The 16,722-nt window shown below is 45.1% G+C and carries 17 protein-coding genes and 2 pseudogenes; 10 read left to right on the forward strand and 9 right to left on the reverse strand.

The genetic code is table 11. The features are described 5' to 3' along the window. Nucleotides 1-11: 11 nt before the first annotated feature. The 3 genes and pseudogenes from ACVC7T_RS03095 to ACVC7T_RS03105 form a co-directional block, all read left to right on the forward strand. Complete coding sequence (locus ACVC7T_RS03095) at nt 12-506, forward strand: single-stranded DNA-binding protein (RefSeq protein ID WP_002942409.1); 495 nt, start codon at nt 12-14, stop codon at nt 504-506. 31 nt (nt 507-537) lie between these two features. Then, entirely contained in the window at nt 538-777 is a 240-nt protein-coding gene (rpsR, locus tag ACVC7T_RS03100) for a 30S ribosomal protein S18 (protein ID WP_002939250.1), read from the forward strand. A 202-nt stretch (nt 778-979) separates the two neighbouring features. Beyond that, nucleotides 980-1,297, forward strand: a pseudogene (locus ACVC7T_RS03105) (transposase); the annotation flags it as partial. 68 nt (nt 1,298-1,365) lie between these two features. On the opposite strand, the gene ACVC7T_RS03110 reads toward ACVC7T_RS03105, so the two are convergent. The 3 genes from ACVC7T_RS03110 to ACVC7T_RS03120 are packed head-to-tail and all read right to left on the reverse strand — an operon-like array spanning nt 1,366 to nt 3,905. Next, complete coding sequence (locus tag ACVC7T_RS03110) at nt 1,366-2,148, reverse strand: ABC transporter permease (protein WP_105122490.1); 783 nt, start codon at nt 2,146-2,148, stop codon at nt 1,366-1,368. A gap of 1 nt (nt 2,149) precedes the next feature. Continuing rightward, the gene (locus ACVC7T_RS03115; RefSeq protein WP_105122491.1) at nt 2,150-2,929 is read right to left on the reverse strand and encodes an ABC transporter permease; all 780 of its coding nucleotides are present in this window, start codon (nt 2,927-2,929) and stop codon (nt 2,150-2,152) included. Then, nucleotides 2,922-3,905 (reverse strand): ABC transporter ATP-binding protein, encoded by a 984-nt coding sequence (locus ACVC7T_RS03120; RefSeq protein ID WP_105122492.1) that lies wholly within the window; start codon nt 3,903-3,905, stop codon nt 2,922-2,924. The genes ACVC7T_RS03115 and ACVC7T_RS03120 overlap by 8 nt, the downstream gene beginning before the upstream one ends. 208 nt (nt 3,906-4,113) lie before the next feature. Here ACVC7T_RS03120 and ACVC7T_RS03125 point away from each other — a divergent pair, with 208 nt between their 5' ends. Further along, a complete protein-coding gene (locus ACVC7T_RS03125) occupies nt 4,114-5,007 on the forward strand; it encodes an ABC transporter ATP-binding protein (protein ID WP_394731628.1) in 894 nt (297 codons plus the stop codon). Further along, nucleotides 5,004-6,221 (forward strand): ABC transporter permease, encoded by a 1,218-nt coding sequence (locus ACVC7T_RS03130; protein WP_105122494.1) that lies wholly within the window; start codon nt 5,004-5,006, stop codon nt 6,219-6,221. Before ACVC7T_RS03125 ends, ACVC7T_RS03130 begins: the two co-directional genes overlap by 4 nt. Nucleotides 6,222-6,291: 70 nt before the next feature. On the opposite strand, the gene ACVC7T_RS03135 is transcribed toward ACVC7T_RS03130, so the two are convergent. The 6 genes and pseudogenes from ACVC7T_RS03135 to ACVC7T_RS03160 form a co-directional block, all read right to left on the reverse strand. Continuing rightward, a complete protein-coding gene (locus ACVC7T_RS03135; RefSeq protein ID WP_105122495.1) occupies nt 6,292-7,362 on the reverse strand; it encodes a DUF4097 family beta strand repeat-containing protein in 1,071 nt (356 codons plus the stop codon). Continuing rightward, nucleotides 7,359-8,114 (reverse strand): DUF1700 domain-containing protein, encoded by a 756-nt coding sequence (locus tag ACVC7T_RS03140; RefSeq protein ID WP_105122496.1) that lies wholly within the window; start codon nt 8,112-8,114, stop codon nt 7,359-7,361. The genes ACVC7T_RS03135 and ACVC7T_RS03140 overlap by 4 nt, the downstream gene beginning before the upstream one ends. Next, complete coding sequence (locus ACVC7T_RS03145; RefSeq protein ID WP_105111503.1) at nt 8,101-8,427, reverse strand: PadR family transcriptional regulator; 327 nt, start codon at nt 8,425-8,427, stop codon at nt 8,101-8,103. The genes ACVC7T_RS03140 and ACVC7T_RS03145 overlap by 14 nt, the downstream gene beginning before the upstream one ends. A 180-nt stretch (nt 8,428-8,607) precedes the next feature. Next, nucleotides 8,608-9,048: pseudogene (locus ACVC7T_RS03150) on the reverse strand (formate/nitrite transporter family protein); the annotation flags it as partial. 159 nt (nt 9,049-9,207) lie between these two features. Beyond that, nucleotides 9,208-9,867: a DUF1129 domain-containing protein gene (locus ACVC7T_RS03155; RefSeq protein ID WP_105111504.1), complete on the reverse strand. Its 660-nt coding sequence runs from the start codon at nt 9,865-9,867 to the stop codon at nt 9,208-9,210. Nucleotides 9,868-9,882: 15 nt separating this feature from the next. Next, a complete protein-coding gene (locus ACVC7T_RS03160) occupies nt 9,883-10,827 on the reverse strand; it encodes a magnesium transporter CorA family protein (protein WP_105111505.1) in 945 nt (314 codons plus the stop codon). A 368-nt stretch (nt 10,828-11,195) separates the two neighbouring features. On the opposite strand from ACVC7T_RS03160, the gene uvrA reads away from it, so the two are divergent. The 5 genes from uvrA (at nt 11,196) to nusB (ending at nt 16,627) form a co-directional block, all read left to right on the forward strand. Beyond that, nucleotides 11,196-14,021 (forward strand): excinuclease ABC subunit UvrA, encoded by a 2,826-nt coding sequence (uvrA, locus tag ACVC7T_RS03165; protein ID WP_222292748.1) that lies wholly within the window; start codon nt 11,196-11,198, stop codon nt 14,019-14,021. A 95-nt stretch (nt 14,022-14,116) separates the two neighbouring features. Continuing rightward, the gene (locus tag ACVC7T_RS03170; protein ID WP_394731629.1) at nt 14,117-15,178 is read left to right on the forward strand and encodes a M24 family metallopeptidase; all 1,062 of its coding nucleotides are present in this window, start codon (nt 14,117-14,119) and stop codon (nt 15,176-15,178) included. 63 nt (nt 15,179-15,241) lie between these two features. After that, nucleotides 15,242-15,799 carry an elongation factor P gene (efp, locus tag ACVC7T_RS03175; RefSeq protein WP_105122500.1) on the forward strand — a complete coding sequence of 186 codons (558 nt, stop codon included), beginning with the start codon at nt 15,242-15,244 and terminating at the stop codon, nt 15,797-15,799. Between the two features lie 26 nt (nt 15,800-15,825). After that, a complete protein-coding gene (locus ACVC7T_RS03180; protein WP_105111510.1) occupies nt 15,826-16,218 on the forward strand; it encodes an Asp23/Gls24 family envelope stress response protein in 393 nt (130 codons plus the stop codon). After that, nucleotides 16,208-16,627 carry a transcription antitermination factor NusB gene (nusB, locus tag ACVC7T_RS03185; RefSeq protein WP_394731630.1) on the forward strand — a complete coding sequence of 140 codons (420 nt, stop codon included), beginning with the start codon at nt 16,208-16,210 and terminating at the stop codon, nt 16,625-16,627. The genes ACVC7T_RS03180 and nusB overlap by 11 nt, the downstream gene beginning before the upstream one ends. Nucleotides 16,628-16,722: the final 95 nt, after the last annotated feature.

The raw sequence follows: 16,722 nt of genomic DNA on the forward strand, positions 1-16,722 counted from the left end.
GAAGGTTTTATATGATAAATAATGTAGTATTGGTTGGTCGTATGACCCGCGATGCAGAACTTCGTTACACTCCGTCAAACCAAGCTGTTGCGACTTTTACACTTGCAGTTAACCGTAATTTTAAAAATCAAAATGGCGAGCGTGAAGCGGACTTTATCAACGTAGTTATCTGGCGTCAACAAGCTGAAAATTTGGCGAATTGGGCTAAGAAAGGTGCTCTCATTGGCGTGACTGGTCGCATTCAGACCCGTAGTTACGACAATCAGCAAGGGCAACGCGTTTATGTAACTGAGGTAGTTGCTGAAAGTTTCCAACTCTTGGAAAGCCGTACTGCCCGTGAAGGTCAAGGTGGCGGATATTCTGCTGGTAATTCATTTGCTGGTGGCAATGATTACAATTCACCTTATCAAGCACCTGCACAATCTACACCGAACTTCGCTCGAGAAGAAAGTCCATTTGGTGCATCAAACCCAATGGATATTTCAGACGATGACCTACCATTTTAGGTCGATACTAAATATATAAAGGAGAAAACACATGGCTCAACAACGTCGTGGCGGTTTCAAACGCCGTAAAAAAGTTGACTATATCGCAGCTAACAAAATTGAATATGTTGATTACAAAGATACTGAGCTTCTTAGCCGTTTCATTTCTGAACGTGGAAAAATCCTTCCACGTCGTGTAACTGGAACTTCAGCTAAAAACCAACGTAAAGTAACAACAGCTATCAAACGTGCTCGCGTTATGGCATTGCTACCATTCGTAAACGAAGATTAAAAAAATGACCCCAACGGGTCATTTTTTCTTGCGCTCTAGAAATGTGTAAAGCGCAATGACAGAGTGGACCATTTTTTCATGAGCTTGAAAATATGAGAGCGAATTAGGAGCTTCAAAGCCCTATTTAGCTAGCCCCCTAGAAACTAGATAGGTTCAACACTGATAGGTCGTTTTTACTTGTGCTCGTTAAACTTGAGAAGCACAATTGCGCAGTGAGGAGATTGAACGCCTCTTTGGGACAGCCAACGAGTACCACAATCTTCGTTATACAAGAGAGAAAGGCAAGTCCAAAATGGAAGATAAGGTTGGACTGACTTTGGCGTGTTTAAATCTCAAGAAATTGGTAAAAATGAGGGCAGGGAAGCCTTTTTATATTGTACAAATAGCCACGATTCTGGCAAAAAGACCGACTATCAGACCAATAAACAGAAAAAGACAAACATCAATCGAGATGTTTGTCTTCATTCTGTGGCTAGCTGTCGCTAGCTTTTATCTCCAACTTGAGCAAGTCTATCCGTAGACTTGTTAATGACAGCCGACTCTGGTCGCCTCTATCTCCAACTTGATGGAGCATCTCCCCGGGCTCCGTCAACCACCAACACTCGTAAACTTGGTCATACCATAGCGGAAGAGTTTATAGTTAATCGTAAAGATGATGGCAACAACGAGGGGGAGTGCGAGGCCCCACATGGAGAGGTCCAGGAAGTAGAGGGCTGGGAAGTAGGCGGTAAAGGCATAGGGAAAGACAAAAATCAGTAGGAATTGAATGACTTTTGGATAGATATTGAGCGGGTATTGGGCCATTTGGTTGAGTGCGAAAATCCCCATGGTGAGAGGGAAGGATTCCACGATCCAAAAGGCAAGAGCTGTTGGTCCCAGCTGAATTGCCGCATAGAGCAGACCGATGCAAATGGCAATAAAAACCAACAGGAGAATCTTCCAGACAGACCATTCCAAGCCCAAAATCTGCGAAGACTGCCAGAGAGCCACGCCACCAATCATCGTCGTACCGATGCCCTGAGGCTGAATTCGTTCGCAGACCAGCTGAAAGAGCGGATTGACCGGCAAGAGCAAGAGGCGTTCAAACTCCCCCCGACGAATGTAGCGGCTACCGAACATCCACAGATTATCAAAGAAAATCAAGTGGACCGACCGCCCCACCGTTGCCATTCCATAGATAAACAGCATCTGCCCGTAGTTAAAGCCTGCAATCTCCTTGATATTACTAAAAAGGACATTGAGGAAAATCAAATAGACCACCTGCTCCACCAAAGATGAGACCAGACCGATGAAAAAATCTACCCGAAAAGACATCTGGGCCATCATGAAGACCTTGACATTGTACAAATAAAGACCTATATACTTTTTCATCCTAGCCTCCAAAAATGACAATTTTTCGCTTGGCTTGGGACCATAGAGCCGCGATAAAGCCAGCAAGGACAGGCAACCAGAGCAACTGCAAGCCCAGCAAGGACAGGTCAGTTTCTCTGCCTAAGAGAATAGAAATAGGCACATTGATTGCATAGTTATAGGGCATGAAACTCAAGACTTTTTCGACTTTTTCAGGGTAAAAGCTTAGCGGTAAGAGGGCTCCGGATGACAGGTTGAAGAGTCCCATGCGTAGCAGCATGACTCCCCAAGCATTGACCGTAAAGAAAGTCGCAAAACCAAAAGCCAAGTCTAAGAATTGCACAATAAACATTCCCAAGATAGCAGATAGGAGAAAGACTAATATAGTCTTTCCATCTGGTAGGTAAAAATCACTCTGCACCAAGAGGATGATGAAAAAGACCACCAAAAACTTGAAGAGTTCAATCAATTTTGTCCCTAAATCCTTGAAGAAGAGGGAGAGGATAAAAGAGTAGGGCCGCAAAAATTCCCCAGCAATCTGCCCTTGCAAAATCGAGTGGGACAGGTCTTCACCGATTGAAAAGGAGTTGAGGCTTGCCAGAAGGCTAGCGAAGATGATATAGGTGGTGAAGGTCTGGAGGGTGTAACCATTGACCTCAGGCTGTGTGAAGAAAATAGTCTTCCAGACAAAGAGAGACACCAAAATCCGTGCTAGCACAGATACGAAAGAAGCCAGGAAAAAGGCCTTGTACTGCAGGGCTGTCATCATAGTCAGCCGTGTCATGTAGAGGTACTTATGCATGAATGCCCTCCTCGTAAATCTGACGGACAATGGACTCAATTTCCAGCTCCTTCATGGTCACATCATCGACCTCGATCTGCTCAAAGACCAAGGTGATGACCTGGGCACTGGTCCATTGGTTAGCCTGATAGTGAATGTCGAAGTGGTAATCATCCTTGCGGTCAAATTCCAGACCAGTCGCCTGAATATCTTTGGTCAGCGGATGCTCGGTAGAAAAACTAATGGTTTTGATTTGAGAAAATCGCTCCTTGAGCTGACTGAGTGAGCCGTCGTAGACTTTTTTTCCCTTATCGATGATGAAAATCCGCTCGCAGAGGGTTTCAATGTCCTTCATATCGTGGGAAGTAATCAAGAAAGTCGTGCCGTGCTCTTCATTCATGTAGCGAATAAAAGAACGAATGGTCTCCTTGACACTAGCGTCCAGGCCGATGGTTGGCTCGTCCAGAAAGACCACAGAAGGCTGGTGGAGAAAAATAGCCGCAAATTCACAGCGGACCCGCTGTCCCAGAGACAGATTGCGGATGGACTGCTTCATAATGTCTGCCAAATCCAGCAAGTCAATCAAGCGTGCCAGTCGTTCCTGAAAAACCGCCTCAGGTACATCATAGATTTTGGCATGGAGAATAAAGGACTCCTGCACAGGCAGGTTCCAATCCAGATGTGATTTCTGCCCAAAAAGGACACCGATCTGCTTGTTGACCGCTTTGCGATTATCCTTGGGAACCAGGCCGTTAATGGTGACCGTGCCCTCATCGGCGTGTAGCACCCCCGTCAACATTTTAATCGTAGTTGACTTGCCGGACCCGTTGGATCCGATATAGCCGACAATCTCTCCCTTCTGAATGGACAGGGAGATGTCCTGCACCGCCTGAATGGTTTTTTTCTTGGGCTTGAAGAAGGCCTTAATTGAGCCTTTTAGCCCCACCTCCTTATCGACCACGTAGTAGGTTTTGGATAAATGCTGCGCTTCTATCATAATGATCTCCTTGAGAAAACGTTTGCGTAATCATTATATCACGATTTATTCGCCTGTGATGATGAAAATATAAGAAAATAGCGAAGGATTTTCTGAAAAAAGCAGAGAAGATTTCTGTTCTGTTATTTTTTATCATTTTTTCCATGCATTATTTACAATACCAAGAAAAAGGTGTACAATAAAAGCAATCAATTCTAAGGAGGTTGAGATGTTAGAAGTTCGTCGCTTATGTAAAAGTTACGGGACCAAGGAAGTCTTGAAGGACATTTCCTTTACTATTCCATCTGGAATCATCTGTGGTTTGGTAGGGAAAAATGGTGCAGGAAAAACTACTTTCTTCCATTCCTTACTAGGATTTGTCAGCTACGAGGGAGAGATTGCCCTTGACCAGCAGGCTGTCACGCCAGACTTGTTTTCAAAAATCGGCTATCTACCAGAAGAGCGGAGCCTCATGCCCAAGCTTTCTGTTTTTGAACAGGTCAGGTATTTGGCTAGCCTTAAGGGGATGGCCAGCAAGGAAGTGGCTGAAAAACTACCGTTTTGGATGGAAAAGTTGGAAGTCAAGGGCAAGGTGACAGACAAGATTAAAAGCCTATCCAAAGGAAACCAGCAAAAGATTCAGTTGATTGTAACTTTGCTCCATGAACCAGACCTGATTATTTTGGATGAGCCCTTTTCTGGGTTGGACCCTGTCAACACCGCCCTCCTAAAACGTGTGATTTTAGAGGAAAAGGAGCGCGGGGCAACCATCATCTTTTCAGATCATGTTATGACCAATGTGGAGGAACTCTGTGACCAACTCTTGATGATCCAAGATGGGCAGCTGGTCTTGAATGGAGGCATTCAGGATATTCGTCGGCAGTTTGGTCGGACCCGCCTCTTTGTTTCCTCGGATATTCCGAGAGAGCAGCTAGAAGGCCTGCCCCATGTCCTCTCTGTTCAAATGACCAATCACGATAAATGGCGCCTTGTCCTAGACGATGAAGCAGCAGGTCCAGAGCTCTTCCAGTTGATCAGTGGTGGTCACTATCTGGCAACCTTTGACCAGCAGGCGCCAACCATTGATGAAATCTTTAAAATCAAATCGGGGGTGGCAGAATGAAATCTTTTATCCTAGTCGCAAAAGAGACCTACCTACGGCAGGTCAAATCCTGGTCCTTTGTTTTTATGGTCCTATCCCCTTTCCTCTTTCTCGGCATATCTTTGGGAACAGGCTATCTAACAAGCTCTAGCATGGATGCTGGGTCGGAAAAAATTGGTCTCGTAAGTGAGGACTTTATGGCCCAAATGGCCTTTGCGACACTTGACTTAGACTTGGTTCTTGTGACAGAAGAAGAGGCCAAGCAGCAGCTTTCAGAAGAAGAGTTGGAAGGCTATATCAAGGTCGCAGTAGTGGACCAGCAGTACCAGGCGACCTATCATGGAAATGAGGTCCCTTCTCAATCCGTTCAGCAAACCTTCCAGTCTATTCTAGAGAGCTTGCAGCAGCAGCTCAATGAAGCAAATGCTCAATTGACACCAACTCAGCTTGAATTTCTAGCCATCCAGCCTTCCTATGTGGAGGAAGTTGGTGACCAAGAGGGGCTGGAAAAAATTGGACAGATGATTACCTTCTTTGGCTTGATTTTCCTCATGTACATCATGACTATTGTTTATGCTTCTACAACTGCCCAGGAGGTAGCCAGTGAAAAGGGAACGAAAATCATGGAAGTGATTTTCTCTAGTGTTCCAGCCTGGACCTATTTCTATGGTCGCATCTTTGGCATCTTCCTCGTCATTGCGACCCATTTGGGTGTCTATCTTGTAGGTGGCATCTTGGCCTATCACCTAGCAGGACAATTGGAATTGACCAAGGAAATCTTTGAGTCAAACCAGGTCTTGGTGCAAGCTGTTTTAGACAACTTGGACTGGACCATGATTCTCTTTGCTATTTTCGGTCTGCTCCTAGGAGTAACCCTGGCTTCCTTGTGTGGTTCTCTTGTGGTGAGGCCAGAAGATGTCAACAAGGCTGTGCAACCGGTTATCTATCCGATTATCATCGGCTTTTTAGGGGCCATGACCTTTGGGCAACAAGCACAAGAACATATGGTGGTGAAAATCGGATCGTTTATCCCATTTTTATCCTCCTTCTTTATGCCGATTCGCCAGATAAATGGCTGGGCAAGTAATTGGGAGACCTGGCTATCTTTCTTCATTCTCGCAGCGACCACGATTGGCGCAATCGTCTTTATAGGCAAATCCTATGCAGGCTTGATTTTACAGACCGATGATATCGGCTTTTGGAGAAGCTTGAAGAAAGGCTTAACGAGCAAGTAAGTCTGCCTACAATAGAACGAAAAGACCAACTTAGGAATCCTAAGTTGGTCTTTGTTATCTGTTCGGTCATTTATTTTGGATCACGGAGGTTGATAGTCGCGTTGGTTGCTTCAACGGTTAATTTGTTTTTGCTTTCTTTTTTTTCAACAGTCAGACTAAAACCATCTTCTGTTTCCTTGACCTCTAGTTTTTCATACTGGTCTCTTGTAAAAATACCAATGTCATTCAACTGACTTTCGTCAATCAGACTTGATTCGCTTTGGGCAGTTTCCCACTCTTCATCTGACTCGTAGTAGTAGCCCATAAATTCGCCTAGACTTCTCAAGTCAAGCTTATTTTGAATCTGGAGGTTGATGTCTGCTAATGATTGGTCAGTCAAATCGATATTGGTCACGGTATAAGCTCGGTCTTCGTGTGGGAGGAATTTGTTGTCTCCTAGGAGAGTTCCTTCAATCAAATCCAGTTGGCCATAGTTTTCAACAGAAACATTTTCGAGCTGGGTCTGATAGAAATGGATATTGTCACCTTGTGCAGAGATAGTGGTATTTTTAATCGTTGATTTACTGATATTTGTATAGTAACTACTTACAGTACCTGAATCCAATTGGACATTGTTGAGATAGAGCATCCGGCCCTGCTCGACGGTCATTTCCTTGATATGGACATTTTCAATGTAGAGACTATCGAAGTAGCTATTATAGGTATTGTTACTGATGAGTCTGTCCAGTTGCTTACCTGTTGGAACTTCAATGGTAACAGAGTAGATGTCAATAGTGTCATCGGCTAATCTTTCCCCGAGAACCTGCATGATACCTTGAATGGACAGTTGGGGATTTTTTGAGCTGAGAGCCAGGATGCCATTTTTCTCAGTGACTTCAACTGTGTTGTGGGTGTTATTTTTTGAGTTGGCATAGGACACATGGAAGAGTCCATCGGTTGATTCCTTGATCGTAACTGAATGTGGAAGATCTTTAATCTGGATTTCTGATAGGGAAGTATAGGATGTTTGAACCTGATTTGGCTTTGCGATTTCTTCCAGGCGGTTGAGACCCCCAGAGAAAAATCCAATTCCAACCAGAATCAAGCCAGAAATCAAGCTGACAAAGCCCGTGATGAGGGCGATCGTAAGTTTCTTTTTCATGCTCGTTTACCTCGTTTCAAGATCCATTGGAAGAAGGTTTTGACCAAGCGCCATGCCCAATAGGTGAAAAATCCGGTCAAAAGGTAGAGTAGGATTGCCGCACCAAACAAGGATATGCCAGCACCAAAACCCATGATGAAGACATTGAATCCTTTTGATAGCAAGGTAAATCCTTCCCAAATCAAGGAACCACCAGTAACCATCAAGCCGACTCCTAAACCAAATGCACCAATGATGAAGGCGACAATTATTAATATCAAGCCCAACAAGGCCCCGATCATCAAGAGAAGAAGAGGGATAGTGATCGGAAGGGTAATCAGAGCAAGACTGGCCAACCAAACTGTTTTCCGTGTATGTTTCAATTGCTCTAAGTTTTTACCGATGTAAAAAGCTGCGCTGATAGTGACCAGGAAGATCCCCATGATTCCAAGCAGTGGTTCAACAAAGAGGAAGAAGGTAGAAATGAGAAGGGCAGCGCTCAAAAAAGCTAGGGTAAGCAAGAAACGCTTGTCTTGTGGACTGGTCACATCTTGTGTTGGAGCTGTATCTTCTAATTGACGGTTGAGCATGTTGTTGATCAGTTCATTGGCTGCTTCCTTAGGAGACCCCAACTCTTCCATGATATCGGCTTCACGTTCAGGACCTGCCTCGTCAAAGTATTCTTCAAAAAAGTTTTTGGCTTCCAAGTATTCCTTGTGGGGCAACTTTTTCAAATGTTTTTCAAGTTGCTCCATGTACTCAGTTCTTGTCATGGCGGACACTCCCTTCTATGATGCCGTTGATAGTAGTCGTATAGATATCCCAATCTTCTTTCAGTTGGACCAATTCTTCATGGCCTAGCTGGGTTAAACTATAATATTTCCTCATCCGTCCTTGAAATTCCTGAGAATAGGTGGTCAAGAGATCCTGTTGTTCCAAGCGTTTCAGAATGGGATAGAGAGCGGATTCCTTTATGTTGGAAATCAGCTTGATGGTCTGACAGATCTCATAGCCGTAGGAATCATTGGATTCTAAAATGGCCATAATGAGAAATTCCGTCAGCACTGCAGGTACGGGAAAATGCATGCGGCTCACTCCTTTCGATGATGATCGCCTTTTAAGTTGATATTTGCTATATACTGATTTTTGTATATATCAAAATTCTCTATATATAAAATATACACCCACTAAAATAAATTGTCAAGTCATTTGAGAGAAATTTTTTCAAAAAAAAAATAGGACTGGCATTCCAGTCCATTTTGTGGTTTAGTCCACATAGAGTTTTGATTTATTGCTGAGCCAGCTGTAAAGGAAGCCAATCAGGATACCACCGCCGACGAAGTTTCCAAGACCTGAGAAGAGGAAGTTGATCAATACGCTCATCACCGTCATTCCCTCGACAGCTCCGCCATTTGCAAAGAAAGCAAGAGAGAAGGTTGAGAAGTTGGCAATCACGTGCTCAAAGCCCAAGAAAGCAAAGATGAAGATGATAAAAATGAGGGAGATTACGCGTCCAGCGTCGTCCTTCATCCGCATAGAAATGAAGACAGCGATGTTGACCACGATGTTGGCAAAGATCCCTTCGACAAACTGAGTTAATGGAGTCTTCATCAGCTTGGCTGTCGTTGCTTGGAGCAGGTAGTTATGCTCGTCCAGGTGGCCAACCTTCGTGTTACATAAAATGAATGAACAGATGTTACATCCCAGCTTTGGAAGCCAACAGCTGGGATGTATAAAATATATTTCGTATCACACCGAAATGGAGTGTAGATTATATCGTAGGTGGATCGGATAACCCGAGCACTTTCTATGACGGCTACAACGCGTCGCTTGCAAGTTTGCAACAGTTGAAATGGAATTGAATGATTATTGCACAGGCTGCATGGCGTTGCGGATATTGTATTTCTTTTTCAAGAGATAGCGGATTCCGAAGGCAATAGCACAGATTAAGATAGTGAGAATTGGATGAGGAATTGGGTTGAGGTTGGCTGGAACTAGGGCAGCCAGGAAGAAGACTGCAGACCAGGCCAAAGTTGCCACACCCAGGAACAGAATGGCCTTGAGTAGATTTGGTCGTTTACCGGTTTTAGCTTGCTCTCTGTAAACAAAGTGGTACATGAAGTACATACCTGCACCCACACCGAATCCGATAACCAGCAGGGTCACCAAACCATACTGAGCGCCTTGATTAAAGAGATTCATCAGACCATTGATACCGGCAATGATGGCCAACATAAAGAGACTAGAGTCCAGCCACATGAGCCATGGATTTTCATTGTATTCGACCGTTTCTTGCTTTTCTTGGCTGGGAGCAGCAGACTTGCTTGCGGCCCATTCACTAGGTGCACCAAAAAGACTACGGGCAGTTTGGCCTGTTTTTTGCTTTTCGATGATGGTCGGCAGGATTTCTTCCAAAAGCCCCTTGATTTCGGCATCCGTCTTGCCATCCTTGATCAATTGGTTGGTAGCAATGTGGATAAATTCCTGGTTTTTCTTGGTTAATTCTTTAAATTCTGTAAATGACATAGCAATCTCCTTGGATTAGAACCATTTCTTTCTTATGAAATAGAAGGTTAGTGATAAACTGATAGCAAAGGCAAACAAGATAATCCACCAGAAGGCATGGGGAATATCATTGAAGGGAATAATATTGTCCTTGAAGTTCATGCCGTAAGCCGAGAAGACCATGGTCGGTATGGACATGACGATGGTCATGAGGGCCAGGGTTTTCATAATGGTATTCTGGTTGTTGGAAATGATTGAGGCAAAGGCATGGGTCATGGAGTTCAGGATAGAACCATAGATGTCCGCCATCTCAATAGCCTGTTGGGTTTCGACCAGGGTATCTTCCAGCAAGTCCTCATCCTCCTCGTATTTGCGGAGGAGGCGGGTGGAGCTGGCCAGTTTTTTGACCAGGCGTTCATTGGTTTTGAGAGAGGCCTTGAAGTAGACGATAGTTTTTTCCAATTCCATGAGGACAATCAGTTCTTCATTTCGAGTGGCTTCGTGGAGCTGTTTCTCGATTTCCTCACTCTTTCGGTCAATGGTCCGCAGGGCAGACAGGTAGAGCTGGGCATTTCGATAGAGAATTTGGAAAACGAAGCGTGACTTCATAAAGGTAAAGAAGTTGCGCAGGCGTCTGTGGATAAATTGATCAAAGAGCGGCAGTGGCTCTAAACAGGTCGTGATAATGGCGTCATCTGTCAGGATAATACCAAGCGGAATGGTGATATAGTAGGTCTTGTTATTCCGCTCTTCCAAGATGGGAACGTCGACGACAATCAAGGTGTAGTCATCTTCGACCGTGATACGAGAAGTTTCTTCTGCATCGAGCGGTGCCCTCAGATCGGCGATATCAATCTTGTAATGCTCGGACACTTCCATGGACTCACTCTGGGAGGGGTTGACCAAGTTGATCCAAGCGCCTGGTTCAAAGGTTTGGATTTCTTCTAAATCAGTCATCGTTGATAGAAAAATCTGTTTCATATTAGTGCCCTCCTTTTCATTCTTGCATGTAAACGTACCCTTTATTATACCAAAAAATGCAGGAATACGGAATGATTTTTTTGAAGTGTGATATAATGGGGTATATTTTATGCTGGATAGGATGCGTGCCTATTTATAGCTGATTTTGAAAGGAACTGAACACGCCCTATACGCTGTTTGAAAAATTGTTGGTTTCTTCATGTTTAAGCGTGTGGAACTGGCTTCTGCGTCGTAGACATCTGTGCTTTCTTCGGTTTTCGACCTGTGAAAGCACTAGTTGTCTTGACGGGGGTGCGTCTTCGAAATCACAGATTTCGGACTTACCGCCTATTTTCACCGTGCGTTTTACGGGCTCTATATCTTAAATTATGCAAGAAAATATTGTGATTCATGGGGCGCGTGCCCATAATTTGAAAAATATTGATGTGACCATTCCGCGTGAGAAGTTGGTGGTGGTGACTGGTTTGTCGGGGTCTGGTAAGTCGAGTTTGGCTTTTGATACTCTGTATGCCGAAGGCCAACGTCGTTATGTGGAGTCTTTGTCTGCCTATGCTCGTCAGTTCTTGGGCAACATGGACAAGCCTGATGTGGATTCCATAGAGGGGCTCAGCCCTGCTATTTCCATAGACCAAAAAACAACCTCGCGGAATCCGCGTTCGACGGTTGGAACGGCAACAGAAATCAATGACTATCTCCGCTTGCTTTATGCTCGGGTAGGGGTGCCTTACTGTATCAATGGGCACGGGGCCATTGCGGCTTCTTCGGTGGAGCAGATTGTCGATGAGGTTTTGGAATTGCCAGAACGCCAACGTTTGCAGATTCTAGCACCGATTGTTCGCAAGAAAAAGGGTCAACACAAGACCATTTTTGAGAAGGTGCAGAAGGATGGCTATGTGCGGGTCCGTGTCAATGGGGATGTCTATGATGTGTCTGAAGTGCCTGAATTGTCCAAGAGCAAGGCTCATAATATTGAGGTCGTGGTCGATCGAATTGTCATCAAGGAGGGCATTCGTTCTCGCTTGTTTGATTCGATTGAGGCTGCTCTTCGAATTGCGGACGGTTATGTCATCATTGACACCATGGATGAGAAGGAACTGCTGTTCTCTGAGTACTATGCCTGCCCAGTTTGTGGTTTTACAGTGCCCGAGTTGGAGCCTCGTCTTTTCTCTTTCAATGCTCCTTTTGGATCTTGTAGCGATTGTGACGGTTTGGGCATGAAGCTGGAAGTGGATACGGATTTGATTGTCCCAGATGCCAGCAAGACCCTGCGTGACGGTGCCTTGGCTCCTTGGAATCCTATTTCTTCCAACTACTATCCTCAGATGTTGGAGCAGGCCATGAACCACTTTGGTGTGGACATGGACAAGCCTTTTGAGGAATTGACGGAAGAGGAGAAGAACCTGATTTTCAACGGTTCTGACGGAAAAGAATTCCATTTCCATTATGAAAATGAGTTCGGTGGGGTGCGTGATATCGATATTCCCTTTGAAGGCTTGATTACCAATATCAATCGCCGCTACCGTGAAACCAACAGTGACTATACGCGGACAGTCATGAAGACATACATGAACGAATTGACCTGTGGAACCTGCCACGGCTATCGCCTCAATGACCAAGCCTTGTCTGTCAAAGTCGGTGGCGAACAGGGACTGCATATCGGGCAGTTATCTGACTTGTCCGTAGCGGATCATTTGCAAGTCATTGAAAATCTGACCTTGTCTGAAAATGAAGCGACGATTGCGACGCCCATTGTCAAGGAAATCAAGGATCGCCTTTCCTTCCTTAACAACGTTGGTCTAAATTACCTAACGCTTTCACGAGCAGCAGGTACGCTTTCGGGTGGTGAGAGCCAGCGGATTCGTTTGGCGACCCAGATTGGGTCCAACCTGTCAGGTGTCCTCTATATTCTGGATGAGCCGTCGATCGGTCTGCACCAACGGGATAATGACCGCCTTATTGCCAGTCTTAAGAAAATGCGTGATTTGGGAAATACCCTGATTGTGGTAGAACACGATGAGGACACTATGCGTGAGGCAGACTGGCTGATTGACATCGGTCCAGGTGCGGGTGTCTTCGGTGGAGAAATCGTGGCTTCTGGAACGCCTGCCCAAGTAGCTAAAAATAAGAAATCCATTACAGGCCAGTACCTGTCTGGCAAACGTGAAATTCCAGTTCCTTTGGAACGTCGTGTTGGTAATGGTCGATTCCTGGAGGTAACAGGTGCCAAGGAAAACAACCTGCAAGATGTGACTGTTCGTTTCCCGCTTGGAAAATTTGTAGCGGTGACAGGGGTGTCTGGCTCAGGCAAATCAACCCTGGTCAATTCCATTTTGAAAAAAGCTATTGCTCAGAAACTCAATCGCAATTCGGACAAGCCAGGTAAGTTCAAGTCCATTTCAGGAATTGAACACTTGGATCGCTTGATTGATATTGACCAAAGCCCGATTGGACGGACACCGCGTTCCAACCCAGCCACCTATACAGGTGTTTTTGACGATATTCGGGACCTCTTTGCCCAGACCAATGAAGCTAAAATCCGTGGCTACAAGAAAGGACGCTTCTCCTTTAACGTCAAAGGTGGTCGTTGTGAGGCTTGTTCTGGTGACGGGATTATCAAGATTGAAATGCACTTCCTGCCAGATGTTTTTGTTCCTTGCGAAGTCTGTCATGGACACCGTTACAATTCTGAAACCTTGGAAGTACATTACAAGGAGAAAAATATCGCCCAAGTCCTTGATATGACCGTCAATGATGCGGTCGAGTTCTTCAAACACATTCCGAAGATTGAACGGAAACTTCGCACCATTCAAGATGTAGGTTTGGGCTACGTTACTCTAGGTCAGCCAGCAACGACCCTATCAGGTGGGGAAGCCCAGCGGATGAAGTTGGCTTCTGAACTCCACAAGCGGTCAACTGGTAAATCCTTGTATATCTTGGATGAGCCGACGACAGGTCTGCATACGGAGGACATTGCCCAGTTACTCAAAGTCTTGGCTCGCTTTGTTGATGATGGCAATACCGTGCTGGTCATCGAGCACAATCTGGATGTCATCAAGACAGCTGACCACATTATCGACATGGGACCAGAAGGCGGTGTCGGAGGTGGTACCGTTGTTGCAACAGGAACACCAGAAGAAGTAGCAGCTAACCCAGCTAGCTTTACAGGCCAGTATTTGAAAACTAAGTTGAAGTAAAAAGTCGCCAAGCGGCTTTTTCTTGTTTGCTGGAAGTTTATTGGTAATTCTGTGCATTTCTGCTATAATAGTTACAATATCTTTGGAGGTAGGTTATGCAAAAACGACTTGAAAAACTTCGTGGAAAAATGGCAGAGCAGTCGATAGAGGCTCTCTATGTGACCAATTTGAAAAATGTTTATTATTTGACAGGATTCTGGGGGTCGGCAGGAGTGGTGCTGATTACACCTAGCCGCCAGGTTTTGATTACAGATGACCGCTATATCACCTACGCCCAATCTGTTGTCACAGACTTTGAAGTGATTTCCAATCGAGATGAGTTGGGAACGGCAGCTGGTTTGGTCAAGGACATGGGCATCAAGGAAGTGGCCTTTGAGGATGAGATTTCAGTAGCCTATTTCAAATCCATGGAAGCTGTCTTTGCTGGAACGACTCTTAGACCAACAACCAATCTGATTGCGGATCTGCGGATGATTAAGGATGCGGCAGAGATTGCCACCATTCAGCGAGCTTGTCAGATTTCAGACCAGGCATTTATTGACGCTTTAGACTTTATCAAACCAGGTAAAACAGAGATTGAAATTGCCAATTTCTTGGACTTTCGTATGCGGGAAATGGGGGCAGAAGGGGTGTCCTTTGATACCATTGCTGCTTCGGGTTACCGCTCTGCTATGCCCCACGGACGTGCGTCCAATAAGGTAATTGAGGCTGGTGAGGCTTTGACGCTGGACTTTGGCTGCTTGTATGACCACTATGTCAGCGATATGACGCGGACGGTCTATGTCGGTTCGGTTAGTGATGAAGAGCGAGAGATTTATGAAACCGTTCTGGCGGCGAATCAAGCCTTGATTGCGACGGCTAAGGCGGGTATGGAATACAAGGAGTTTGACGGTGTCCCACGTCGTGTCATCGAGCAGGCTGGTTATGGTCCTTACTTTACCCACGGTATCGGGCACGGTATGGGCTTGGATGTCCACGAGTATCCCTACTTTAGCCGAACGGCTACGGATACCATTCAGGCGGGTATGGTCTTGACTGATGAGCCGGGCATTTATCTCGAGGGCAAATACGGTGTCCGTATCGAAGACGACCTACTAATTACGGACACGGGTTGTAAGGTGTTGACTTTGGCCCCCAAAGAATTGATTGTCATTTGAGAAATCTGTCAGTTTGTGGTAAAATAAACCGAATAAATAAAATTTGAAGAGGTATTCAATACAATGATTGAAGCAAGTAAACTTAGAGCAGGTATGACCTTCGAAGCAGAAGGTAAGTTGATTAAGGTTTTGGATGCAAGTCACCACAAGCCAGGTAAGGGCAATACCATCATGCGTATGAAATTGCGTGATGTGCGTACAGGTTCAACTTTTGACACGACCTACCGTCCAGATGAGAAATTTGAACAAGCTATCATCGAAACCGTCCCAGCTCAATACCTTTACCAAATGGATGACACTGCCTATTTCATGAATACTGAGACTTACGACCAGTATGAAATTCCAGTAGCAACAATTCAAGAAGAATTACTTTACATCTTGGAAAATTCTGACGTGAAAATCCAATTCTACGGAACGGAAGTGATTGGTGTTACTGTTCCAACTACTGTTGAGTTGGTGGTTGCAGAAACCCAGCCATCTATCAAAGGAGCGACTGTAACAGGTTCAGGTAAGCCAGCAACCATGGAAACCGGTTTGGTTGTAAACGTGCCAGACTTCATCGAAGCAGGTCAAAAACTCGTTATCAACACAGCAGAGGGAACTTACGTATCACGCGCTTAATTGCCCCTCTTAGAAAAGGAGAGCCTATGACAACAGAATACCAAGGCGAAATCGTTATTGCACCACGCGTTCTTGAAGTAATTACAGGCATTGCAGCAGCAAAAGTTGAGGGGGTCCATTCTCTTCAAAATAAGCGGGTTGCAGATAGCCTGTCAAAATCATCTCTCAACAAGGGTGTCTACCTTCATACAGATGAGGAAGGGCAAGTGACGGCTGATATTTACGTTTACCTGGAGTATGGCGTCAATGTCCCTGCTGTATCAATGGATATCCAGCGAGCTGTCAAGACTGCTGTCTTTAACTATGCAGAGGTGGAGTTGGCTGCGGTTAATATCCACGTCAACGGCATCGTTCCAGATAAGACACCAAAACCAGCCCTGAAAGACTTGTTCGGAGAGGATTTCCTCGATGAAGAATAATAGACATGCCCTGCGGAAGTGCGCTTTGCAGGCGATTGTATCCCTAGAATTTGGCCAAGAGCCTGTCCAGGCTGCTCAATTTTCTTACCTCTATGACCGTGAGGAAGAGACAGAAGGTGTGGAAATTCCTCTCTTTCTCCTCAACTTGGTCAATGGTGTGGCAGCCTATCGAGAAGAATTGGACAAGGAATTGTCTAGCAAGCTCAAGTCTGGCTGGACCCTGGACCGTTTGACCTTGATTGATAAAAATATCATGCGTTTGGGCTTATTTGAAATTCAATATTTCCAAGAAACACCAGACCGCGTCGCAGTCAATGAGGCCATCGAGCTAGCCAAGGAATTTTCAGACGAGTCATCCGCTAAATTCGTAAACGGCGTATTAAGCCAATTTATCCAAGAAGAAGCCTAATCAGGTTTCTTTTTTTCGTTTCTTTTTGAGTTGGAAAAGGGAGATTACTCTCAGAAAGAATTCAGCCCACCTGACTTAATAAACGCTCAGTTTCG

This window comes from Streptococcus sp. P25B114 (genome assembly GCF_053010325.1).